Raw genomic sequence first — 23,903 nt, forward strand, 5'->3', positions numbered from 1 at the left:
TCAGACCGCAGAGGATCTACACTCCATATCCCATCATCTTCAACAGCTGCTGCGCATGCTGCACCGCATCCTGACGGTGCGCCACGCCCAGCTTCTGATACAGATTGCGAATGTGCGTTTTGATGGTGGTCGCCGCCACCGCCAGCTCACCGGCAATCTGCTCGTTGCTGTAGCCTGAATAGATCAGCCCCAGCACCTGCCATTCACGCTGGGTGAGCGGGCTGGTGCGGATAAGCTCCGGCACTTCCGGATGGTTCAGCAGACGTTCAACAAAGTTCTCATCGAAGTGCGCAAACTTGTGGCGGTGGTGCTGGTTGATCTCGCGCAGAATGCGCTGGGCGCGATGCTGATCGAGTTCCGGCAGCGTGTTGAGCTGAATCAGCTGGCGCAGCTGCTGGGCCATCACTTCACCCTCAATCACAAAGTGGCTGATAAACCCGGTGCGGTTCGCCAGCTGTAACGCCTCCAGCAGTACGCGCTGGGCATCGTTTTTACGTCCCGCCTGCCAGTAAAGCTGGTTTAACAGCAGCAGGTTGCGGTTTAAATCGCTCATCAGGCGCAGGCTGCGGGCGTTTTCGTTTAACTCTTCCAGCACGATCTCGGCAGGCTCAAAGTCACCCAGCAGGATCTGCACGCGGGCAATATTACGCCACTGGCTTTGCAGGAAGTGGTTATTGGCAAATTCCGGTTTAGGCGTATGACGCAGCCAGTTGGCGGCGGACTTTTTATCGCCGGTCATCTGCCAGTAAATCACCCGGACCTTATCGGCGTTGGATACCCAATCGCTATGGTACTGCCCGTTGCCGAGCAGGTTTTCCAGGCGGTTAAGGTGGTTGCGGGCATTATCCAGGTCGCCGCGCGCCAGCGAGCACTGCACCAGCAGAGCCAGACACTGGAGCTGCTGCTGCGGCTGGAAGCTCGAAAGGACATTCAGACCCTGGCGGGCGCAGCTTTCCGCTTCATCCAGACGCGACCATGCCCACAGCAGCTGAGCGCGAATACGCAACAGGAACTCGTGCATCGGCAGCTGTTCCAGATGCTGTTCACGGATCAGCTGGAACGCTTTCTCCTGGTTTTCCCAGGCGGCTTGCAGGAACCCCTGAGCAAATAAAATCTCGCTTTGCTGGATCAGGCTCCACAGGGCGTAATGCCAGACATCGTGGCGGCGCGCCATCTGTTCGGTTTGCTGCATGAGTGAAAGCGAACGCGTGAGATCGCCCTTACAGTGCAGCACTTCGCCGTGTACCGAGGTGGCGACAATACGGCTGTAAAAATTCGCCAGCGGCAGCTCATCCAGCGCGACCATCGCCAGCCGTTCGGCTTCATCAGGGTCACCGTCGTTAATCGCCACCTGCGCACGCAGGGCGTTAAATTCGCCATGCAGGGTGGTATCCATCTCGCTTTCCATCTCCTGCTCGGCGCGCGCCAGCAGGGTGTTCACTTCGCTGTAGCGATGCTGGCTCTGCATCAGCCAGGCCTGGAGCAGCACCAGACGCGGGTTCTCCAGCAGGCTTTCCCACGGCAGCGCTTTTAACGACTCTTCCAGCAGCGTCAGTTCGCTGTGGTTGAACAGTCCCCACGCGTGGTTGAGCAGAATATCGCGCAGCATACCGGCATCCCCGGCGGCCAGCGCATGGTGGATAGCCTCACTCGGAAAACCTTGCGCCATCCAGCTTTCGGCGGCGGCGCGGTGAATGTCAGGCAGCTCTGCGGCCAGTTCCCACTGGCAACGCTGACGCAGGAAGCTGCCAAACAGCGGATGGTAGCTAAACCATTCGCCGTGATCGTCCATGCGCGTCAGGAACAGACCCTGACGTTCAATCTCTTCGAGCTGAAGCTGCCCGTTTTCAATGCCGGTGACGCGCACAATCAGCGCATCGTTCATGGAACGCAGCAGGGAGCTTTTCAGCAGGAAATGGCGGGTGGAGAGGTCAACGCTGTCGAGTACTTCATCCACCAGATAATCCGACAGGTGGCTGGCGTTGATGCCCGCCAGGCGGCGTGCGGACTGATGCGTCGGGCTGTTGTTTTGCCGCGCGGAGAGGGCAATCAGCTGAAGCGCCGTGGCCCAGCCGGCAACGTCATCGCACAGGCGGCTGCTTTCCGACGCCTCAATCGGAGACGTCAGGCGGCAGTCAAAGAACTGCTTCGCTTCCTGATGGGTAAAGGCCAGCTGCTGACTGCCGATTTCCAGCAACTGATCGCGCACGCGCAGGTTGGCAATGCCCAACTGCGGAAGGTTACGCGACAGGACAACCAGCGTCAGGTTTTCCGGCTGATGGCGCAGGAAGAAACGCATGGACTCGTGAATAACCGGGTTGGTGATCAGATGATAATCATCAATCACCACATACAGCGGGCGATGCCATTCGGCCAGCTCGATAAACAGCTGGGAGAAAAGAGAGGACAGGCTGGCGTACTGGCGCTTCTGCACCATCACTTCGCTGGTGACGCAGTGTCCGTTGGTTGCCTGCTGAATCGCGGCAATTAAATAGCTGGCAAAACGCTCCTGCTGGTTATCACCTTCATCCAGGGAGTACCAGCCAAGATCGTTTTTACCTGCCGCCCATTGCGAAATGAGCGTTGTTTTTCCATAACCCGCAGGACTCGTAACCAGCGCCAGTCGGAAATTATGCGCACCGGAAAGTTTAGCCAGCAGGCGCTCGCGGACCACAGTATGGTCAAGACGAACCGGGCGACTTAATTTGGACGGAATCAACATAGTTTTCACTTCACTGTGGGGAACGAGAGAATTTATTTTTTTTGCGCTTCGTAATTAATATCTATAAGTTCGGCCAATAGAGGAACTATTGCAAGTTATGTCTGGGTTTGGAGGCTCTGAATTTGCACTCTGTCACAAAACATTCTCATCACTGATGGAACTTTCCGTAATTGGCTGGATGCCGCGCTGCTTCTGGCTTGCCTGCATAAGGCGCGGTTGCGCTGAAACTGGTTTCAGAAAGAGATAATGACGCTGAAGTTAATTAACTTCAGGGAAAGTTGCATGGGCTTAATAGTGGTGCTGAATAATCCCGACGCGCGGAAATATTATTCTACGTAAGTAATCATTTCAGCGATGATAACTTTCCTCCGAAACTGCATTTCATTTCTTTGACGCTCTTCCGGGATCGCTTTTTCCGCGAAGCGCACACTTACACAGTGGCCTCGATCACACTTTTATGCTCATCCCCGCTACTCCTCCCTGCCTAATCCCCGACAGGAGGAGGAAGAGGCGCAATGAGCCAGGCACACTAGCGCCAAATGTGTTTTCTCTCTACAGGATGCCGATTCCCTATGTCACAGCCTACTTTCAACAAAGCTCAATTTCAGGCTGCCCTGACGCGTCAGTGGCAGCGTTTTGGCCTTCATGCTGCAAACGAGATGACGCCTCACCAGTGGTGGCAGGCGGTGAGCGGGGCGCTCGCAGAGCAGCTGGACGCTCAGCCTGTGGCGAAGCCTGTGAAAGGCCAGCGTCACGTCAACTACATTTCGATGGAGTTCCTGATTGGTCGTCTGACGGGCAACAATCTGCTGAACCTTGGCTGGTATCAGGACGTCGGTGACGTGCTGAAAGAACACGACATCAACCTGACCGATCTGCTGGAAGAAGAGATTGACCCGGCGCTGGGTAATGGCGGTCTGGGACGTCTGGCAGCCTGCTTCCTGGATTCCATGGCAACCGTGGGTCAGTCGGCAATTGGCTATGGCCTGAACTATCAGTATGGCCTGTTCCGTCAGTCATTTGCCGACGGCCATCAGATGGAAGCGCCGGACGACTGGCACCGCAATACCTATCCGTGGTTCCGCCACAACGCGCAGCTGGATGTGCAGGTCGGGATTGGCGGGAAAGTCACGAAGCAGGGACTCTGGGAACCGGCGTTCACCATTACCGGTGAAGCCTGGGATCTGCCGGTACTCGGCTACCGTAACGGCGTGGCGCAGCCGCTGCGTCTGTGGCAGGCGAAGCACGCGCATCCGTTTAACCTGACCAAATTCAACGACGGTGATTTCCTGCGCGCCGAGCAGCAGGGGATCGATGCCGAGAAGCTGACCAAAGTCCTCTACCCGAACGACAACCATCTGGCGGGTAAAAAACTGCGTCTGATGCAGCAGTACTTCCAGTGCGCCTGCTCCGTGGCGGACATTCTGCGTCGCCATCACCTGGCGGGCCGCAAGCTGGCACAGCTGCCGGACTTCGAAGTGATTCAGCTTAACGACACGCACCCGACCATTGCCATCCCGGAACTGCTGCGCGTGCTGATCGACGAGCATCAGCTGAGCTGGGATGACGCCTGGGCCATCACCAGCCGCACCTTCGCCTACACCAACCACACCCTGATGCCGGAAGCGCTGGAGTGCTGGGATGAGAAGCTGGTGAAAACGCTGCTGCCGCGCCATATGCAGATCATCAATAAGATTAACGACCAGTTCAAAACGCTGGTGGAGAAAACCTGGCCGGGCGACAAAGCCGTCTGGGCGAAGCTGGCCGTGGTACACGACAAACAGGTGCGCATGGCGAACATGTGCGTGGTCAGCGGCTTTGCGGTGAACGGCGTTGCCGCGCTGCACTCGGATCTGGTGGTGAAAGATCTCTTCCCGGAATACCACCAGCTGTGGCCGACCAAATTCCATAACGTGACCAACGGCATCACGCCGCGTCGCTGGATCAAGCAGTGCAACCCGCTGCTGGCCGGCCTGCTGGACAAGACCCTGAAGAAAGAGTGGGCCAACGACCTGGACCAGCTGATCAACCTGGAAAAACAGGCTGACGACGCGAAGTTCCGCGAGCAGTACCGCGCCATTAAGCTGGAGAACAAGGTTCGTCTGGCTGAGTTCGTGAAAATGCGCACCGGAATTGAGATCAACCCGAATGCGATTTTCGATATCCAGATCAAACGTCTGCACGAGTACAAACGTCAGCACCTGAACCTGCTGCACATTCTGGCGCTGTACAAAGAGATCCGCGAGAACCCGCAGGCTGACCGCGTCCCGCGCGTGTTCCTGTTCGGTGCGAAAGCGGCGCCGGGCTACTACCTGGCGAAAAACATTATCCTTGCCATTAATAAAGTGGCGGCGGCGATTAACAACGATCCGAAAGTGGGCGACAAGCTGAAGGTGGTGTTCCTGCCGGACTACTGCGTCTCTGCGGCTGAAATGCTGATCCCGGCGGCGGATATTTCCGAGCAGATCTCTACCGCCGGTAAAGAAGCGTCCGGTACCGGCAACATGAAGCTGGCCCTGAACGGCGCGCTGACCGTCGGCACGCTGGACGGTGCGAACGTCGAAATCGCCGAGAAGGTCGGCGAAGAGAACATCTTTATCTTCGGCCATACTGTTGAAGAAGTGAAAGCCATCAAAGCCAAAGGGTATGACCCGGTGAAATGGCGTAAAAAAGACAAAGTGCTGGATGCGGTGCTCAAAGAGCTGGAAAGCGGGAAGTACAGCGACGGCGACAAGCACGCGTTTGACCAGATGCTGCACAGCATGGACAAACAGGGCGGCGACCCGTACCTGGTGATGGCTGACTTCTCTGCTTATGTTGAAGCGCAGAAGCAGGTCGACGTGCTGTATCGCGACCAGGATGCCTGGACCCGCGCGTGTATCCTGAACACCGCGCGCTGCGGTATGTTCAGCTCTGACCGCTCAATCCGTGATTATCAGGCTCGTATCTGGCAGGCAAAACGCTAAGGAAGCGCGATGGAGAGTAAACGTCTGGACAGTGCCGCGCAGGCGGCGGGAATTAGCCTCAGTTACATCAATGCGCACGGCAAACCGCAGTCTATTGGTGCGGACACCAAAAGACGTTTGCTGGATGCCATGCACAAAACCGACGCGAAAGCGTCGGGTGCGCCGGTGCCGAACGTGAAGGTCTTTACCGCGGGCAAAAAGATGCCGCTGGCGGTGGAAGGGCGCGGCGAGTTCAGCTGGCTGCTCACCACCGAAGAGGGGCATCAGCACAAAGGCCATGCCACCGGCGGCAAAACCCTCAACCTTCCGGCGAAGCTGCCGGAGGGCTACCACACGCTTACGCTCACCCGGGACGACCAGCGTTTTCACTGCCGGGTGATCGTGGCGCCAAAGCGCTGCTATGAGCCGCAGGCGCTGCTGGAAGGCAAAAAGCTGTGGGGCGCCTGCGTGCAGCTCTACACCCTGCGCTCGGACAGCAACTGGGGAATCGGCGATTTCGGCGATCTGAAAAAGATGCTGGCATCTGTTGGTGAGCGCGGCGGGGCATTTATCGGCCTCAACCCGATCCACGCGCTCTATCCGGCCAACCCGGAAAGCGCCAGCCCGTACAGCCCGTCGTCCCGTCGCTGGCTGAACGTGATTTATATCGACGTTAACGCGTTAGACGATTTCAAAAACAGCAAAGAGGCTCAGGCGTGGTGGAAGCTTGAGACCACGCAACAGTTGCTGAAACAGGCCCGCGATGCGGACTGGGTGGATTATGCCTCCGTGACCGCGCTGAAAATGGCGGCTTTGCGTCTGGCGTGGAAAGGCTTTGCGAAACGCGACGACGAGCAGATGGCAGCCTTCCGCCAGTTTGTGATGCAGGAAGGTGAGAGCCTTTACTGGCAGGCGGCGTTTGATGCGCTGCATGCGTATCAGGTTCAGGAGGACGAGATGCGCTGGGGCTGGCCGGTGTGGCCGGAAGCGTATCAGTCCGTGGATACCCCGGAAGTGAAGGCGTTCTGTGAGACGCATGCCGACGAGGTGGATTTCTATCTCTGGTTGCAGTGGCTGGCGTACAGCCAGTTTGCCGCCTGCTGGCAGGTGAGCCAGGGCTATAACATGCCGATCGGGTTGTATCGCGATCTGGCCGTCGGCGTGGCGGAAGGCGGGGCGGAAACCTGGTGTGACCGTGAGCTTTACTGCCTGAAAGCTTCTGTGGGGGCGCCGCCGGATATTCTGGGCCCGCTCGGTCAGAACTGGGGCTTACCGCCGATGGATCCGCACGTGATGACGGCGCGTGCCTACGAGCCGTTTATCGACCTGCTGCGCGCTAACATGCAGAACTGCGGCGCGTTGCGTATCGACCACGTGATGTCCGTGCTGCGCCTGTGGTGGATCCCGTACGGTGAAACGGCTGACCACGGGGCGTACGTGCAGTATCCGGTGGACGACCTGCTCTCAATCCTCGCGCTGGAGAGTAAACGTCATCAGTGCATGGTGATTGGCGAAGATCTCGGTACCGTGCCGGTGGAAATTGTCAGCAAGCTCCGCGACAGCGGGGTTTACTCCTACAAAGTGCTCTATTTTGAAAACGACCATGAGAAAACCTTCCGCGCGCCGAAAGCGTACCCTGAACAGTCAATGGCAGTCGCGACGACGCATGATCTTCCTACGCTCAGAGGCTACTGGGAAAGCGGCGACCTGACGCTCGGCAAAACGCTGGGTCTCTACCCGGATGAAGAGGTTCTGCGTGGGCTGTATCAGGATCGCGAGCTGGCGAAGCAGGGGCTGCTGGATGCGCTGCATAAGCATGGCTGTCTGCCGAAGCGCGCCGGGCATAAGGCGTCGCTGATGTCGATGACGCCAACGCTTAACCGTGGCTTACAGCGCTATATTGCCGACAGCAACAGCGCGTTGCTCGGTCTGCAACCGGAAGACTGGATTGATATGGCGGAGCCGGTAAACATCCCCGGCACCAGCTATCAGTACAAAAACTGGCGTCGCAAGCTGTCCACAACGCTTGAAGCGATGTTCGCCGATGACGGGGTGAACAGGTTGATTAAGGATTTGGACAAGCGGCGAAAAGCGGTGGGTAAGAAGCGGTAGTTTCACCCTCACCCTAACCCTCTCCCAGAGGGAGAGGGAATAGAATGTAGGCCGGGTAAGCGTCAGCGCCACCCGGCTTTTTTACATCAAACCACCATATTCAACAGCAGCACCCCGATCAGACCGCACACCGAAATGATGGTTTCCAGCGCGGACCAGGACTTGATGGTTTCACCGATGGTCAGGTTGAAGTACTCCTTGAACAGCCAGAAGCCCGGATCGTTCACGTGGGAGAAAATCACGCTACCGGAACCGACCGCAATAACCATCAGCTCAGGGCTTACGCCCGTGGTCGCAATCAGCGGCGCAACGATACCGCCTGCGGTAATCGCCGCAACGGTCGCAGAGCCCAGCGCAATACGCAGCACCGCGGCGATAGACCACGCCATCAGCAGAGGGGAGACGTTGGTTTCATGCATCATGGCCGCGATGTATTTATCCACGCCGCTGTCGACCAGCACCTGCTTGAACGCGCCGCCACCGCCGATGATCAGCAGCATCATGGCAATGATTTTGATGGAAGAGGTCAGCGTGTCGTTGATCTGATCCATGGAACGACCACGGTTAAGACCGAAGGTGAACATGGCGATCAGGACCGCAATCAGCGTTGCCATCACCGGGTCGCCCAGGAACTCCGCAACGGACAGGAACGCGTGACCTTTCGGCAGAACCATCTCTGCTATGGCACGCATCGCCATCAGGATCACCGGTACCAGTGAGGTCCAGACGCTGACGCCAAAGCCTGGCATCTCTTCTTCAGTAAAGGTTTTGGCGCTGTACAGCCCTTCCGGGATAGGCTTATCAATGCCTTTCAGGAAGCGGGCGTACACCGGGCCTGCCAGAATCACCGTCGGGATCGCCAGAATCGTACCGAACAGCAGGGTTTTACCCATATCGGCGTGGAAGATGGTGGCGATAGCCGTTGGGCCCGGGTGCGGCGGCAGGAAGCCGTGGGTCACGGACAGCGCCGCAGCCATCGGCACACCCACGAACAGCAGCGGGATGTTGGCGGCAGCGGCGATGGTGAACACCAGCGGCAGCATCAGCACGAAGCCCACTTCATAGAACAGCGCGAAACCGACGGTAAAACCGGTTAACACCACCGCCCATTGAATGTTCTTCTTACCAAATTTGTCGATCAGCGTGGTGGCAATACGCTGTGCGCCACCGCAGTCCGCGAGCATTTTACCGAGCATGGCGCCGAAGCCCATGATCAGCGCCAGGCTGCCGAGCGTACCGCCGACACCGGCTTTAATGGAGCTGATAACTTTAACCAGCGGCATTCCCTGCATCAGACCGACTGCAAGTGCCACCAGAACCAGAGCGATAAATCCGTTCATTTTGAAGCGGATCATCAAGAGCAGTAATAACACAACACCGATAGCGACGATGACTAATGGCATGATTGACCTGGCCTTTGAATTGTTATGGGTAACGTCATTGTTTCAACGACAAATTCCGGTTGTCCCAACTGGGAACAGAGTGTTAACGGCACTCATACTGATGCCTGCGAAAACGTTAAGTTTAGTCGGCTGTTATAAGGGTGTTGAGTGCCCATGGGAATGATACGGGTAACATGACGTGATTGAGAATCACCCAAGGTGGCAAAATTTGAATTATGAGACGCAGGTCAACATATAGAGGGGGAGGCAAGAAAAAGTAGGCCCGGTAAGCGCAGCGCCACCGGGCAATACAGACGGGTACTGAATCAGTAGTAGGAGTGCTCGCCGCGCTGGTGCTCGGTCAGATCGCGCACGCCTTTCAGTTCCGGGAATTCGTTCAGCAGCTGCTTCTCGATCCCTTCTTTCAGGGTTACATCAACCATGGAGCAGCCGTTACAGCCGCCGCCGAATTGCAGGATCGCCAGACCATCTTCGGTGATTTCCATCAGGGAAACACGTCCCCCGTGGCCGGCCAGCTGCGGGTTGATCTGCGATTGCAGCAGATATTCCACACGCTCCATCAGCGGGGCATCGTCGGAGACTTTACGCATCTTGGCGTTTGGTGCCTTCAGCGTCAGCTGAGAACCCAGCTGGTCAGTGACGAAATCAATCTCCGCATCTTCAAGATACGGCGCGCTCAGCTCATCAACGTACGCGGTGAGCTGTTCAAATTTAAGGGCAGTGTCAGTTGCTTCCACAGCATCCGGAGGACAATAAGAGACACCACATTCTGCATTCGGAGTGCCTGGATTGATCACAAACACGCGGATCTGCGTCCCTTCTTCCTGATTTGCCAGCAGTTTGGCAAAGTGCGCTTGTGCAGAATCGGAAATACGGATCATAGCTTTGGCCTAATAGTTGACTAAATTACCTGGGTATAATCATACGCCCATTGAAGAAGGGCTACAAGGTACGGCACAGACACCATACCTGAACTGACGCGGCGCCGCTTTGCAAAAGCAGTCGGGAAAGTTCAGCCACGGTACTGCCCGTGGTGACGACATCATCCACAATCGCGATATGGAGGCCGTTGACCGGCAATTCAAGGTGAAAGGCGTTTTTCAGGTTCCTTTTGCGCGACCGGGCGTTAAGCCGGTGCTGAACGGCAGTGGCATGAGTACGTTTCAGCGCAGAGGCGGGGTACCGGCAACCCAGCCAGTGGGCGAGCGGACGGCACAGCAGGTCGCTCTGATTGTATCCCCGCCGCCAGTGCCGACGCTGAAACAGTGGCACGTTCACGAGCGTGTCGACCGGCGGCAGCCCGCGCGTTCTTCGCGCCTGCAACACCGCCAGTAATAACAGACGTGCCAGGGGCTGCGCCAGTGCAGTCTGGCTGGAAAACTTAAACTGATGAACCAGACGACTCAGCGGCAAAACGTAATCATCCACCGCCACCAGCGCGCTCCACGGCGGCGCTTTTTTCAGGCATCGGCCGCAGGGGAGCGTCTGGCTTACGGCAGGCAAGCCGCATTGCGGACAGCCCTTCAGGTAACCCAGCGCTCGCGTGCAAACGGAACAGACGCCCCACGCGCTCATCGCAAGTGGCATTCGGCATAGCCAGCACAAGCCGGGCACTGTTAGCATACGCAACCTCCATGTGAAAAAAGAGAACGTTAACTGATGAAGACGCTGTGGTGGCAGACCGTTGGGACGGGAAATTGTCATCTTGTGCTGCTGCACGGATGGGGACTGAACGCCGAAGTGTGGCGTTGCATAAGTGAGGAACTGGCCTCGCAATTCACGGTACACCTGGTGGATCTACCGGGCTATGGCCGCAGCCGCGGCTACGGCGCGATGACGCTTGACGACATGGCGGAGCAGGTTCTGGATGCCGCGCCGCAAAAAGCCGTCTGGCTCGGCTGGAGCCTGGGCGGGCTGGTGGCAAGCCAGATTGCGCTGCGCCATCCTGAGCGGGTCCAGGCGCTGATCACCGTTGCCTCATCACCCTGTTTCAGCGCCCGCGAGGCGTGGCCGGGCATCAAACCGGAGGTACTGGCCGGGTTCCAGCATCAGCTGAGCGAAGACTTCCAGCGGACGGTGGAGCGTTTCCTGGCATTACAGACGATGGGAACAGAAACCGCCCGTCAGGATGCGCGGACGCTGAAGCAGACGGTGCTTTCTCTGCCGATGCCGGAGGTTGAGGTGTTGAATGGAGGGCTGGAGATCCTGAAAACGGTCGATCTGCGCGAGCCGCTGGCGTCGTTAACGGTGCCGCATCTGCGTATTTATGGCTATCTGGATGGACTGGTTCCGCGCAAGGTGGTTCCGCTGATGGATGCGCTGTGGCCGGAGAGTAAATCAATGGTGGTTGCCAAAGCGGCACATGCGCCGTTCATCTCTCATCCTGCTGAGTTTTGTTCGGCGCTGTCCGGTTTTATCAGCGAAGCGTCCACCACTCCCTGAGACAGGCTTTACCTTCAGGACAACTCTTACAACTGCCGGACAGACAACCGTCCGGCTCTTCCTGAATGCGCACGGCTTTCCCCATCGCCTCCAGCCTTTCCAGCATGGCATCGATCATCGGCTGCGGCGTATGCAGGCTGAGGCTAAGCTGCTTCGCCTCCATTCGTCCCTGTAACGCCAGTAAGTCACGAATCTGAATCAACGATGCCATCTTTCTTCCCCTCAGTGACAGTCGCCCGCAGGGCTGCTACAGCAGGTCGTCGGGGTTTTGCGCGTTGCCAGCAGGTTAACGTCAACGCGGCTACGCGCCCGGCGCAGCAGGCCAATCACCATTACGTTAAACAGGATCACCGCGAGGATACAGACCAGGCTGTAGCGCGGATGCTGGCTGTAATTGACGGCCTGATAAAACACGGTCGCCAGCGAGTAGGCAATGTTCAGCCCCCACAGGATGGAGAAGCCCATCCAGCCGCGGCTGGACTCACGGGCAATGGCGCCCATGACCGAGATGCACGGAATATAGAGCAGGACGAAGATCAGGTAGCTGTAGGCCGCTGACGCGCTGCCAAATTTCTGGCCCATCACGCCCATTGCTCCGGTCGCCATTTCGCCGTCGCCTTTGCTGGCTTCAATCGGGTTCGCCAGTACGCTCAGGCTGAAGGTGTCTTTCAGGCTCTGCCAGGTCTCTTCCACCGCGCCAAGCAGTTCATCGCCGAGGTTGAACGCTGCCGGATTAAACTCCTCTTCCTGGATGTTTTCCGCGGTGTAAAGCGTGTTCAGGGTGCCGACAACCACCTCTTTTGCCATCGCGCCGGTGAACAGTCCCACGGTTGCCTGCCAGTTGTCTTCCTGAACGCCAATCGGTTTGAAGACCGGCGTAATGATCCGGCTGACGGAGGCCAGGGCAGAGTCATTAATGTTGTCCGCAGCCTGGCCGCTCAGGGTGAAGCTGTTCAGGGCGCTCAGGAAAATGCTGACCACCACAATCACCTTACCGGCGCGCAGAACGAAACCCTTCAGGCGCTGCCATGTCTGAATAATCAGGCTTTTCAGATGCGGAACGTGATAAACCGGCAGTTCCATCACGAACGGCGACGCTTCGCCACGCATGATGGTGTGCTTCAGCATCAGGCCGGTGAGAATAGCCATCACGATACCCAGCACATACAGGGAGAAGACGGCCAGCGCCCCTTCCTGACCAAAGAACGCCGCGGCAAAGACCGCGAAGATCGCCAGCCGCGCGCCGCAGGACATGAACGGCGCCATCATAATGGTCATCAGACGTTCACGCGGTGCATCCAGCGTGCGTGCGCCCATCACCGACGGCACGTTACAGCCAAAGCCGACAATCAGCGGCACGAAGGATTTGCCCGGCAGCCCCAGCGCCTGCATCAGGCGGTCCATCACGAAGGCGGCGCGCGCCATGTAACCGGAATCCTCAAGGAAGGAGAGGAACAGGTACATCATGCCGATCTGCGGCACCAGCGGCAGAACGGTATTGATCCCGCCGCCGATCCCCTGTGCGAGGAAGATGGTGAGCCATTCCGGGAAGTGGAGGGTGTAGCCCAGCCACTGAATACCGTGCACGAAGATAGCGACAGAGCCGCCATCAAAGATAGGTTGTAATGCACCGCCGATGTTAATGGCGAGCAGGAACATCACGTACATCACCAGTAAAAAGATCGGCAAACCAAGGAAGCGGTTGAGCACAATCTTATCCACGGCGGCGGTGAAGCGGCTGGGTTCAGCGGTTAATGCATTGCTGACCACATCACAGATAGCGGCGATGGCCTGATAGCGCGCATCCGCAATGTGCAGAGCGGGATCGTCCAGCTCGTCGCTCAGGCGAGCCTGTGCGACGTCCAGCTTATCCGCCGCATCGCCTGCGTAGGCGCGGCTGTAGATATCGCCTTCCAGCATTTGCAGGCCAAGCCACAGACGTTGTCTGGCGGGCATGCTGTTGTCCATCTCCTGCGCCAGCTGCCCGGCTTCGCGCAGCAGCGGCTGGGCATAGTGCACCAGTTCGACGTCGGCATTGCCCGTGTGGCGGTCAATCGCCAGCTTCAGGGCGTCAATGCCGCGCGCGCGGGTAGAAACCAGCGGAACCACCGGGCAGCCCAGACGGGCGGAGAGGGCATCGACGTCGATGCGCAGCTTTTGCTTCTCCGCGATGTCGAGCATGTTAAGCGCCACGATGCAGGGAATACCCAGCTCCAGCAGCTGTAACGTGAGATACAGATTTCGTTCGAGGTTGGAGGCATCCACCACGTTGATGAGGAGATCCGCGTCGCCGCTCAGAATATAGTGGCAGGCAATTTGCTCATCGAGAGAGGTCTGGGATGAAATCGTGGTGAGTGAATAGGTCCCCGGTAAATCAACCAGCGTGACCTGATTATCTGTCGTGGTGAACTGGCCTTCTTTGCGTTCAACCGTCACGCCTGCCCAATTTCCCACACGCTGGCGTGCGCCGGTTAACTGATTAAATAAGGTTGTCTTGCCGGAATTAGGATTGCCAATTAAGCCAATAGTTAATTTTTTCATTGTAGTAGACTCACTGAAACCGCTGGCTTGTTAACGGGATAAAGATTCAACTTCAATTAATGCGAGATCTTTTTTACGCAGAACCAGATTAACGCGTCGGGTTTCGATATGAACAGGATCGCCCAACGGCGCAACGCGCACCACCTGGAACGATGAGCCGGGTAGCATGCCCAGTGACAGGAGCTTCTGCCGATAGGCCGGGCTTATCTCACGGGTAAAACCGATAATTTTCCACGCACTGTCTGGAGTGAATTGCATAGCGCCTGATTCCACGAGAGGTTAAATAATCTACACTGCGATGATAATGAGAATAGTTTTTATCAGCAATAATAAAAATGTGACGGGATGTTGTTAATCGTATTAATTTGCGGTCTGCTTGACCTTGCTCAATATTTGCGAAATTGAGGTGAAAATAAAAAGAAGGCTATTTGTTAATGAGGTGATAATTCGTGGTTTAAATATGGATACAACATATTTATTTAATTCCCTGCGGCCTGCTTGCCGGGCGGCACTGCGTTTGCCCGGCCTACAAAACCGTAGGCCCGGTAAGCGTCGCGCCACCGGGCATTTACAGCATTAGCGTTTCTTACCCATCGCCGCTGCCAGCGCATCCATCATCGCGCTGTTGCCTGCTGGCTGAGCGTCACGTCCGCGTGGCTTCGCGGCTTTCGCTGCCGGACGCTGCTGTTCACGGCCTCCGCCATTACCGCCACGGCGCGCGTTAGTGTCGCCCGGCTGCTCGTCCAGACGCATGGTCAGGGCGATACGCTTGCGCTGGAGATCCACTTCCAGCACTTTCACCTTCACGATGTCGCCCGCTTTGACCACGGTGTGCGGATCTTCAACGAACTTGTCGGCGAGGGAAGAGATATGCACCAGACCGTCCTGATGCACGCCGATATCCACAAACGCGCCAAAGTTGGTGACGTTGGTTACCGCCCCTTCCAGCACCATGCCCGGCAGCAGGTCGTTCATGGTTTCCACGCCGTCAGCAAAGGTTGCGGTTTTAAACTCAGGACGCGGATCGCGGCCCGGTTTTTCCAGCTCTTTGATGATGTCAGTGACCGTCGGCACGCCGAACTGTTCGTCGGTGAAATCCACCGCTTTCAGGTTACGCAGCGCGCTGCTGTCGCCCATCAGGTCTTTCAGCGCCTGCCGGGTGGCGGCCAGGATACGCTCGACAACCGGATAGGCTTCCGGGTGAACGGTAGAGGCATCCAGCGGGTTATCGCCGTGGTTGATGCGCAGGAAGCCCGCGCACTGTTCAAATGCTTTCGGCCCCAGACGGCTCACCTTCAGCAGCTGCTGGCGGTTCTGGAACTGACCGTTCTCATCACGCCAGGCGACGATATTCTGCGCCATCATACGGGTCAGGCCCGCCACGCGAGTCAGCAGAGGCACGGAAGCGGTGTTCAGGTCCACGCCGACGGCGTTAACGCAGTCTTCCACCACCGCATCCAGCTTGCGCGCCAGCTGCGTCTGGCTGACGTCGTGCTGATACTGGCCCACGCCGATGGATTTCGGGTCAATCTTCACCAGCTCCGCCAGCGGATCCTGCAAACGACGGGCGATAGAGACCGCGCCGCGCAGGGAAACGTCCAGATCCGGGAACTCCTGCGCTGCCAGCTCAGAGGCGGAGTAGACCGATGCCCCCGCTTCGCTGACGATCACTTTCTGCGCCGTCACTTTCGGGAACTGCTTCTGCACGTCGAGATAGAAACGTTCGGTTTCGCGGGACGCCGTACCGTTACCGATGGCAACCAGCTCCACGTTGTACTTCTCGCACAGCGCGGCGACGACGACAGCCGCTTTCGCTGCCTGACCGGTGTGCGGGTAAATAGTGTCGGTGGCGACAAGCTTGCCGGTGCCGTCAACCACGGCCACCTTCACGCCGGTACGCAGACCCGGATCGAGACCCATGGTGGCGCGCAGGCCAGCTGGCGCCGCCATCAGCAGGTCGTGCAGGTTACGGGCGAAGACATTGATCGCTTCGTCTTCGGCGCGCTCGCGCACGGTGCCCATCAGCTCGGTTTCGAGGTGCATCAGCACCTTGATGCGCCAGGTCCAGCTCACCACGCCTTTGCGCCAGCTGTCCGCCGGGGCGTTGTTCAGGCGCAGACCGAGATGGTCGATAATGATCTGCTCGCAGTGACTCTCTTTTGGCGGCTCGTCAAACTGCGGATCGGCATTCAGGGAGAGTTGCAGCACGCCTTCGTTACGGCCGCGGAACATCGCCAGCGCGCGGTGAGACGGCGCGGTAGAAATGGGTTCGTGGTGATCGAAGTAGTCGCGGAATTTCGCGCCTTCTTCCTCTTTGCCGGACACCACGGTGGAGACGATATGCGCGTTCTTCCACAGGTAATCACGCACTTTGGCCAACAGCGCCGCGTCTTCGGCGAAGCGCTCCATCAGAATATAGCGCGCGCCGTCCAGCGCGGCTTTGGTGTCCGCTACGCCTTTATCGGCGTCGATAAATTTGGCGGCTTCGGTTTCCGGATCGTGGGACGGCTCGTTCCACAGCAGATCGGCCAGTGGCTCAAGGCCGGCTTCGATCGCAATCTGCCCGCGCGTGCGGCGCTTCGGTTTGTACGGCAGATAGAGGTCTTCGAGTTCGGTTTTACTCAGGGTACCGTTAATGGCTTTTTCCAGGTCACTGGTCAGCTTGCCCTGCTCGCCGATAGATTTGAGGATCGCCTGACGTCGGTCTTCCAGCTCGCGCAGATAGCCCAGACGGGTCTCCAGGTTTCGCAGCTGCGTGTCATCCAGACCGCCGGTGACTTCCTTACGATAACGTGCAATAAACGGCACGGTGTTCCCTTCATCAAGCAGGCGAACGGCAGCTTCTACCTGTTCGGCTCTGGCCTGAAGTTCACCCGCAATAATGCGGCAGAGCGACTCTTTCATCATGGTCAGTTCATCTTGTGGATCGAAAATCAGGGGGATAGTTATACGGGCTGACACTAAAAAATGCCAGCCGGGGAGGGCGCTCTCGGACTATTTAACATACTCGATTTCGTTGACGTACCAGCTTGCTTCACCTGCGGGCGTCTGGACAACGGCTAAATCGCCCACCTCTTTTTTTAGCAGGGCGCGGGCCATGGGTGAATCGATAGAAATGTAATCCTTACGACCGAAAATTTCATCGTAGCCGACGATACGAAAACGCAGGGTGTCGCCGCTGTCGTTTTCAATTTCGACCCACGCGCCGAAGAACACTTTACCTTCCTGCTGCGGGGAGTAATCGACAATTTTGAGATTCTCGAGGCACTTCGTCAGGTAGCGTACCCGGCGATCGATTTCTCGCAGCCGCTTTTTATTGTACTGGTAGTCCGCATTCTCGCTGCGGTCGCCCAGGCTTGCTGCCCAGGTGACTTTCTTGGTCACTTCCGGACGCTCTTCGCGCCACAGGTAATCCATCTCTTTTTTGAGTTTCTCGTACCCTTCACGGGTGATCAGAGGCGTTTTCATGGTGCAGCCTTTAATGCCGGTTAACTGTCTTTGCGCACAATACGTAGCGCACAGTGTAACAGACAAGATTAATAATGATTTATGTGATGAAATGAACAGATAAGCTGCTGTTAAATATGCTTTGTAACAATTTCGTCTAGAATTTATACCAGAATTTGCTGGTCGAACCCGTGCACTTTTTTAGAATACGCTGTTCCAGGCTTATCCGAACCTTTGGGAGTACACACAATGCAAGAGAACTACAAAATTCTGGTCGTAGATGACGACATGCGCCTGCGTGCGCTGCTGGAACGTTATCTGACCGAGCAGGGCTTCCAGGTTCGTAGCGTCGCGAACGCGGAACAGATGGATCGTCTGCTGACGCGTGAATCTTTCCACCTGATGGTGTTGGACCTGATGCTGCCTGGCGAAGACGGGCTCTCTATTTGCCGCCGTCTGCGCAGCCAGAGCAACCCGATGCCGATCATCATGGTGACGGCGAAGGGTGAAGAAGTTGACCGTATCGTCGGCCTTGAGATTGGCGCTGATGACTACATTCCAAAGCCGTTTAACCCGCGTGAACTGCTGGCGCGTATTCGCGCCGTGCTGCGTCGTCAGGCGAACGAACTGCCGGGCGCGCCGTCTCAGGAAGAGGCCGTCATTGCATTCGGTAAGTTCAAGCTGAACCTCGGCACCCGTGAGATGTTCCGTGAAGATGAGCCAATGCCGCTCACCAGCGGCGAGTTCGCAGTGCTGAAAGCGCTGGTCAGCCACCCGCGTGAGCCGCTCTCCCGTGACAAGCTGATGAACCTGGCGCGTGGTCGTGAATACTCCGCGATGGAGCGTTCTATCGACGTGCAGATCTCTCGTCTGCGCCGTATGGTGGAAGAAGATCCGGCGCATCCTCGTTATATTCAGACCGTGTGGGGTCTGGGCTACGTGTTTGTCCCGGACGGCTCTAAAGCATGAGGCGAATGCGCTTCTCGCCGCGAAGTTCGTTTGCCCGCACGCTGTTATTGATCGTCACCCTGCTATTCGTCAGCCTGGTGACAACCTACCTGGTGGTGCTGAACTTTGCAATCCTGCCGAGCCTTCAGCAGTTTAATAAGGTGCTGGCATACGAAGTGCGTATGCTGATGACCGACAAACTGCAACTGGAGGACGGCACGCAGTTGGTTGTTCCCCCGGCGTTCCGTCGGGAAATCTACCGTGAGCTGGGCATTTCTCTCTACTCGAACGAAGCGGCGGAAGATGCCGGCCTGCGCTGGGCGCAGCACTATGAATTCCTCAGTCAGCAGATGGCGCAGCAGCTTGGCGGCCCGACGGAAGTGCGCGTTGAGGTCAATAAAAGCTCGCCGGTTGTCTGGCTGAAAACCTGGCTGTCACCCAACATTTGGGTGCGTGTTCCGCTCACCGAGATTCATCAGGGCGACTTCTCGCCGCTGTTCCGATACACCCTGGCGATCATGCTGCTGGCCATCGGCGGCGCATGGCTGTTTATTCGTATCCAGAACCGACCGCTGGTCGACCTGGAGCATGCGGCATTGCAGGTCGGTAAAGGTATTATCCCACCGCCGCTGCGCGAGTATGGCGCATCGGAAGTGCGCTCGGTAACGCGTGCGTTTAACCACATGGCGGCAGGCGTTAAACAGCTGGCGGACGACCGTACGCTGCTGATGGCAGGGGTCAGCCATGACCTTCGCACCCCGCTGACGCGTATCCGGCTGGCAACAGAGATGATGGGCGAGCAGGATGGTTATCTTGCAGAGTCCATCAACAAGGATATCGAAGAGTGTAACGCTATCATCGAGCAGTTTATCGACTACCTGCGCACCGGGCAGGAGATGCCGATGGAGATGGCGGATCTGAACGCGGTTCTGGGCGAAGTGGTTGCCGCCGAAAGCGGCTACGAACGTGAAATTGCGACCGACCTTCAGGCAGGCGAGATTCAGGTACGTATGCACCCGCTCTCCATTAAACGCGCGGTGGCGAATATGGTGGTTAACGCGGCGCGCTACGGCAACGGCTGGATCAAAGTCAGCAGCGGTACGGAACTCAACCGCGCCTGGTTCCAGGTGGAAGACGATGGTCCGGGCATCAAGCCTGAGCAGCGTAAGCACCTGTTCCAGCCATTTGTGCGCGGCGACAGCGCGCGCAGCACCAGCGGAACCGGCTTAGGCCTGGCGATTGTGCAGCGTATTGTTGATAACCATAACGGACTGCTGGAAATTGGCACCAGCGAGCGGGGCGGTTTGAGCATTCGTGCGTGGTTACCGGTGCCGGTTTTACGGGGGCAGGTGAAAGAGAGTTAGAAAAAAGGGTGGGGCCTGATGCCCTCACCCCGGCCCTCTCCCACAGGGAGAGGGAGAAAACATTAAAAAAGGCAACTTTCGTTGCCTTTTTGCTTTTACCTTGGTCCCGCACTCACCAGCGCAGCACCGGCCGGTGTGTCGGTATACTTCTCGAAGTTTTCGATAAACAGTTTCGCCAGCGATTCAGCCTTCTCACGCCACTGTTCCGGTGAACCGTAGGTGTTACGCGGATCCAGGATACGCGTATCCACGCCAGGCAGCGCTGTTGGGATCGCCAGATCGAACATCGGCAGCGTAAAGGTCTCGGCGTTATCCAGCGAACCATCCAGAATCGCGTCGATGATGGCGCGCGTATCTTTGATGGAGATACGTTTGCCCGTACCGTTCCAGCCGGTGTTCACCAGGTACGCCTGTGCGCCGGATGCCTGCATGCGTTTCACCAGCACTTCCGCGTACTGCGTTGGGTGCAGCGACAGGAACGCCGCGCCGAAGCAGGCGGAGAAGGTTGGGGTTGGCTCGGTCACACCGCGCTCGGTACCCGCCAGTTTAGCGGTAAAGCCGGAGAGGAAATGGTACTGCGTCTGGCTGGCGGTCAGGCGGGAAACCGGTGGCAGCACGCCGAACGCATCCGCGGTCAGGAAAATCACCTTCGTGGCATGACCCGCCTTCGACACCGGCTTGACGATGTTCTCGATGTGGTAGATCGGGTAAGAGACGCGGGTGTTTTCCGTTTTCGAGGCATCGTCGAAGTCGATAGAGCCATCGGCACGCACGGTGACGTTTTCCAGAAGCGCATCGCGGCGAATCGCGTGGTAGATATCCGGCTCTGCCTCTTCCGACAGGCGAATGGTCTTCGCGTAGCAGCCGCCTTCAAAGTTAAACACGCCGTCATCATCCCAGCCGTGTTCATCGTCGCCAATCAGACGACGTTTTGGATCGGTGGACAGCGTTGTTTTACCGGTGCCGGAAAGGCCGAAGAACACTGCTACATCGCCTTTTTCCCCGACGTTCGCCGAGCAGTGCATGGAGGCGATACCGCGCAGCGGCAGCAGGTAGTTCATGACCGAGAACATCCCTTTCTTCATTTCGCCGCCGTACCAGGTACCGCCGATCAGCTGGATACGCTCGGTCAGGTTGAAGGCGATAAAGTTTTCGGAGTTCAGACCCTGCTCTTTCCACTGCGGGTTGGTGCATTTCGCGCCGTTCATCACGATAAAGTCAGGGGTGAAGTCTTGCAGTTCTTCATCGGTCGGACGAATGAACATGTTCTTCACGAAATGCGCCTGCCAGGCCACTTCGGTGATAAACCGTACGGAGAGACGGGTGTCGGCGTTAGCGCCGCAGAATGCATCAATAATAAACAGACGTTTGCCGGAAAGCTGATGGGTGACAAGTCCTTTCAGATGCTGCCAGGTTTCCGGGGAGAGCGGTTTGTTATCGTTCTTCCCTTTGCCCTTATCAGCCCACCACAGCGTATCGCGGGTGGTGTCGTCTCGGACGATATACTTATCTTTCGGCGAACGACCGGTAAAAATACCCGTATCGACGGCGATAGCACCCAGGTTCGTCAACACACCGCGCTCGTATCCTTCCAGTGCCGGATTGAGCTCTTCCTGATACAGCGTATCGTAATCGGGGTTGTAGACCACTTCCTGGACGTCGTGAATACCATAAGCCTTGAGATCTTGCGGGGTTAAACCATTAACACGCATATCACTGCTCCTTAGCCAATATGTACTGCCTGAAATTGTAGGGTTTTTCTGGGGATGTTAACCGCGACGGGGCTCATAGATTTACGTATCTGGTCAAAACCCTTACTAACGGAAAACGCTGCGACTCCAGTCACAGGGCGGGCAGATTATCGCAGGAATCGCTTTTTGGATGGGGAAAATGTTCTTAAAAGGTTAATCTCTGGTGAATTTATCCAGAGGAATGTGAATGTAATCGCATACATGTAAGAAAATTACGTAAGGGTTACATTGGGAAAACGATTCAGGTCTCTTGGGTCAGCTATTTTCAGAGTTTGAGGTGGGGGCCAGAGTTTTGCTTTGATGAGACAATAGATTTTTCATGAACAAGGGATGAGAAATGGAAAACCGTGAGACGTTATCCCCTTCAACGCGCGTAGCCGTCGTGCTGGCGGGGGCTCTACAGGGCGTAATTTGCTATGTAATTACGTGGTATATCGAGTACGCAAAATTGCCATCGGATACGCTGTGGCTGATGTGTGTAGTACCTGCCACCGTGGTAATGACAACCACATTGTCGCTTGCCATGACGTCATTCAGAAAGCCATTTTTGTGGCTGTCACTCGGGATGATTGGCGCGGCAGTCGCGGGGATGGGCGGCTGGCTTAAGTGGAGCGTTGCGGGGCTGGACAACTGGGATACCAGAAATGCGGTGCTCCTTTTCGGTTTTCATCTGCTCCTGATGACGCTTCTCCTGTTGCCATGGCTTCAGCGACGCCTTGAGACCGCACCGACGGACGCTTTCTACCGCGATTTCAACGATAAAAACTGGCATAACGCGCTGACATTTCTTCTTGTTTTTGTCTCGAATGGGCTGTTCTGGCTGGTGCTTTTCCTCTGGACTGAGCTTTTTAAACTCATTGGCATCTCTTTTTTTGATCGGCTTTTCTTTAATTCTGACTGGTTTATTTCAGTGGCGATTGGCGTGGTTTCAGCCAGCGCGGCAGTACTTGCGCGTATGCAGGTTCGGCTGATTCTGGCATTGCAAAATCTCCTTACGCTTATCGCGACAGGTTTGCTTCCACTGATGGCTGCGCTGGCGCTGCTCTTTATAGGCATATTGCCCTTCGTTGGCTTAGAGGCTGTTTCAGCACGGATCTCGGCTGCGGGCTTGCTGACGACGCTGGCGTTGTTGCTGTTATTGCTGGTGACTGTCGTATGGCACCCACAACGTCAAAAGCTGCCTTACTTCTCTCCCCTGCGAGGAATGATTCATCTTGCCGTGATTATCGCTCCTGCGTATCCCGTCCTGGCGGGCTGGGCGCTCTGGCTGCGCATCGCACAGTATGGCTGGTCACCGGAGCGTCTGTACGGTGTGCTGATTACGATAGTGGCGCTGGTCTGGACGGTAGGATTCTGTCTTAGCGTACTTTTTTACCGTCGGGATCCGCAAAGGCTCCAGGCTCATATCACTCCGACTACCGGATTACTGGCGCTGATTTTCCTGGTGTTGGTCCATACACCGGTGCTTGATCCCTGGCGTATCAGCGTTGAAAGCCATATGGCGCGTTATCAGGATGGCAGAATAAACGCAGACCAGGTAAGCCTGTATATGCTCAGCAATACCGGACGAAAGGGGCGAGAGGCGATGCAAATGCTGCAAAACGATCCACAGTTTAACTCAAACCCAAAACGCCAGCGTGAAATAAATGGTCTTCTCTCCGGGAACGCTGGCGGAGCAGGTAAGATGACCGCCGCGATGCTGGAAAAACAGATCCAGCTCGCACCGGGAATGGCTCGTCCTGATAAGGCATTGTGGCAAGCCATGCTCAGCAATCAGTATCGCTTTGAGAGCTGCGATAGCGCCCAGAGTAACTGTTTACTCATGCCGCTGGATCTTAACAGCGACGGCAAGCCGGAAGCCGTGCTATTTCAATTTACCGATCGCAGGATCGTGGCTTACACACAAACCAACACGGGCTGGAGGATCGCCGGGGACGCGTGGAAAATGCCGGAGGCATTGACCAGAGAAGAACTTGACCGCGCATTAAGGCAGAGGAAAGTGAAATCTGTCGTGAAGCCCTGGGCGGATATTGAGATTTTTGGGGAGCGTGTCGATATGAGCTACGACAGTTACAATAATGCGCAGTGGCGTTAGTGCTTTTTCTTGCCGGGTGGCGCTACTGTATGACCGGATACATAGGTGACAGATCAGACCGGGAACATAGGTAACACTTTTCAGTCTATCCGGAGCACACTCTGGGTTTTTCGGTCGTAGTACGCAAGCGTTA

Annotated in this window: 16 protein-coding genes; 6 read left to right on the plus strand and 10 right to left on the minus strand. The window is 56.8% G+C overall.

The annotated features are described in order from the left end of the window. Positions 1 to 16: 16 nt before the first annotated feature. Complete coding sequence (gene malT / locus ACOTW6_RS16460) at positions 17 to 2,722, minus strand: HTH-type transcriptional regulator MalT (RefSeq protein ID WP_062933366.1); 2,706 nt, start codon at positions 2,720 to 2,722, stop codon at positions 17 to 19. A 572-nt stretch (positions 2,723 to 3,294) separates the two neighbouring features. Here malT and malP point away from each other — a divergent pair. Together malP and malQ are read left to right on the plus strand one after the other, a co-directional pair. Next, positions 3,295 to 5,688 carry a maltodextrin phosphorylase gene (malP, locus tag ACOTW6_RS16465; protein WP_062933367.1) on the plus strand — a complete coding sequence of 798 codons (2,394 nt, stop codon included), beginning with the start codon at positions 3,295 to 3,297 and terminating at the stop codon, positions 5,686 to 5,688. A 9-nt stretch (positions 5,689 to 5,697) separates the two neighbouring features. Continuing rightward, entirely contained in the window at positions 5,698 to 7,779 is a 2,082-nt protein-coding gene (gene malQ, locus ACOTW6_RS16470; RefSeq protein ID WP_062933368.1) for a 4-alpha-glucanotransferase, read from the plus strand. Positions 7,780 to 7,865: 86 nt separating this feature from the next. Here the strand turns inward: malQ and gntT are convergent, their stop codons facing one another. From gntT to gntX, 3 genes are all read right to left on the minus strand, one after another. Then, positions 7,866 to 9,182: a gluconate transporter gene (gene gntT / locus ACOTW6_RS16475; RefSeq protein ID WP_047728578.1), complete on the minus strand. Its 1,317-nt coding sequence runs from the start codon at positions 9,180 to 9,182 to the stop codon at positions 7,866 to 7,868. 305 nt (positions 9,183 to 9,487) lie between these two features. Then, the gene (gene nfuA, locus ACOTW6_RS16480) at positions 9,488 to 10,063 is read right to left on the minus strand and encodes a Fe-S biogenesis protein NfuA (protein WP_003861601.1); all 576 of its coding nucleotides are present in this window, start codon (positions 10,061 to 10,063) and stop codon (positions 9,488 to 9,490) included. A gap of 61 nt (positions 10,064 to 10,124) precedes the next feature. Then, positions 10,125 to 10,805, minus strand: coding sequence for a DNA utilization protein GntX (gene gntX, locus ACOTW6_RS16485; RefSeq protein WP_062933369.1), 681 nt, complete (start codon positions 10,803 to 10,805; stop codon positions 10,125 to 10,127). 36 nt (positions 10,806 to 10,841) lie between these two features. Here gntX and bioH point away from each other — a divergent pair, with 36 nt between their 5' ends. Then, complete coding sequence (gene bioH, locus ACOTW6_RS16490) at positions 10,842 to 11,624, plus strand: pimeloyl-ACP methyl ester esterase BioH (RefSeq protein ID WP_421766267.1); 783 nt, start codon at positions 10,842 to 10,844, stop codon at positions 11,622 to 11,624. Here the strand turns inward: bioH and feoC are convergent. The 5 genes from feoC to greB all read right to left on the minus strand — a co-directional run bounded on the left by feoC (position 11,599) and on the right by greB (position 17,633). Beyond that, a complete protein-coding gene (gene feoC, locus ACOTW6_RS16495) occupies positions 11,599 to 11,835 on the minus strand; it encodes a [Fe-S]-dependent transcriptional repressor FeoC (protein WP_039269603.1) in 237 nt (78 codons plus the stop codon). The genes bioH and feoC overlap by 26 nt on opposite strands. A gap of 11 nt (positions 11,836 to 11,846) precedes the next feature. Continuing rightward, positions 11,847 to 14,165 (minus strand): Fe(2+) transporter permease subunit FeoB, encoded by a 2,319-nt coding sequence (gene feoB, locus ACOTW6_RS16500; RefSeq protein ID WP_015571442.1) that lies wholly within the window; start codon positions 14,163 to 14,165, stop codon positions 11,847 to 11,849. A gap of 30 nt (positions 14,166 to 14,195) precedes the next feature. Continuing rightward, positions 14,196 to 14,423: a ferrous iron transporter A gene (gene feoA, locus ACOTW6_RS16505; protein WP_003861611.1), complete on the minus strand. Its 228-nt coding sequence runs from the start codon at positions 14,421 to 14,423 to the stop codon at positions 14,196 to 14,198. Between the two features lie 318 nt (positions 14,424 to 14,741). Then, positions 14,742 to 17,072: a Tex family protein gene (locus ACOTW6_RS16510; protein ID WP_062933386.1), complete on the minus strand. Its 2,331-nt coding sequence runs from the start codon at positions 17,070 to 17,072 to the stop codon at positions 14,742 to 14,744. An 87-nt stretch (positions 17,073 to 17,159) separates the two neighbouring features. Then, entirely contained in the window at positions 17,160 to 17,633 is a 474-nt protein-coding gene (gene greB, locus ACOTW6_RS16515; protein ID WP_017384149.1) for a transcription elongation factor GreB, read from the minus strand. Between the two features lie 228 nt (positions 17,634 to 17,861). Between greB and ompR the strand changes: the two genes are divergently transcribed. Then, positions 17,862 to 18,581: a two-component system response regulator OmpR gene (ompR, locus tag ACOTW6_RS16520; protein ID WP_001157751.1), complete on the plus strand. Its 720-nt coding sequence runs from the start codon at positions 17,862 to 17,864 to the stop codon at positions 18,579 to 18,581. Beyond that, positions 18,578 to 19,924 (plus strand): two-component system sensor histidine kinase EnvZ, encoded by a 1,347-nt coding sequence (gene envZ, locus ACOTW6_RS16525; RefSeq protein WP_003861615.1) that lies wholly within the window; start codon positions 18,578 to 18,580, stop codon positions 19,922 to 19,924. Before ompR ends, envZ begins: the two co-directional genes overlap by 4 nt. Before the next feature lie 95 nt (positions 19,925 to 20,019). Here the strand turns inward: envZ and pckA are convergent, their stop codons facing one another. Beyond that, positions 20,020 to 21,636, minus strand: a complete 1,617-nt coding sequence (gene pckA, locus ACOTW6_RS16530) for a phosphoenolpyruvate carboxykinase (ATP) (protein ID WP_015571439.1) — start codon at positions 21,634 to 21,636, stop codon at positions 20,020 to 20,022. A gap of 376 nt (positions 21,637 to 22,012) precedes the next feature. Between pckA and ACOTW6_RS16535 the strand changes: the two genes are divergently transcribed. Next, entirely contained in the window at positions 22,013 to 23,770 is a 1,758-nt protein-coding gene (locus ACOTW6_RS16535) for a DUF4153 domain-containing protein (RefSeq protein WP_213789368.1), read from the plus strand. The last annotated feature ends 133 nt before the right edge of the window (positions 23,771 to 23,903 follow it).

The organism is Enterobacter cloacae complex sp. IR5403 (assembly GCF_049238705.1).
GTDB classification, from domain to species: Bacteria; Pseudomonadota; Gammaproteobacteria; order Enterobacterales; family Enterobacteriaceae; genus Enterobacter; species Enterobacter hormaechei_C.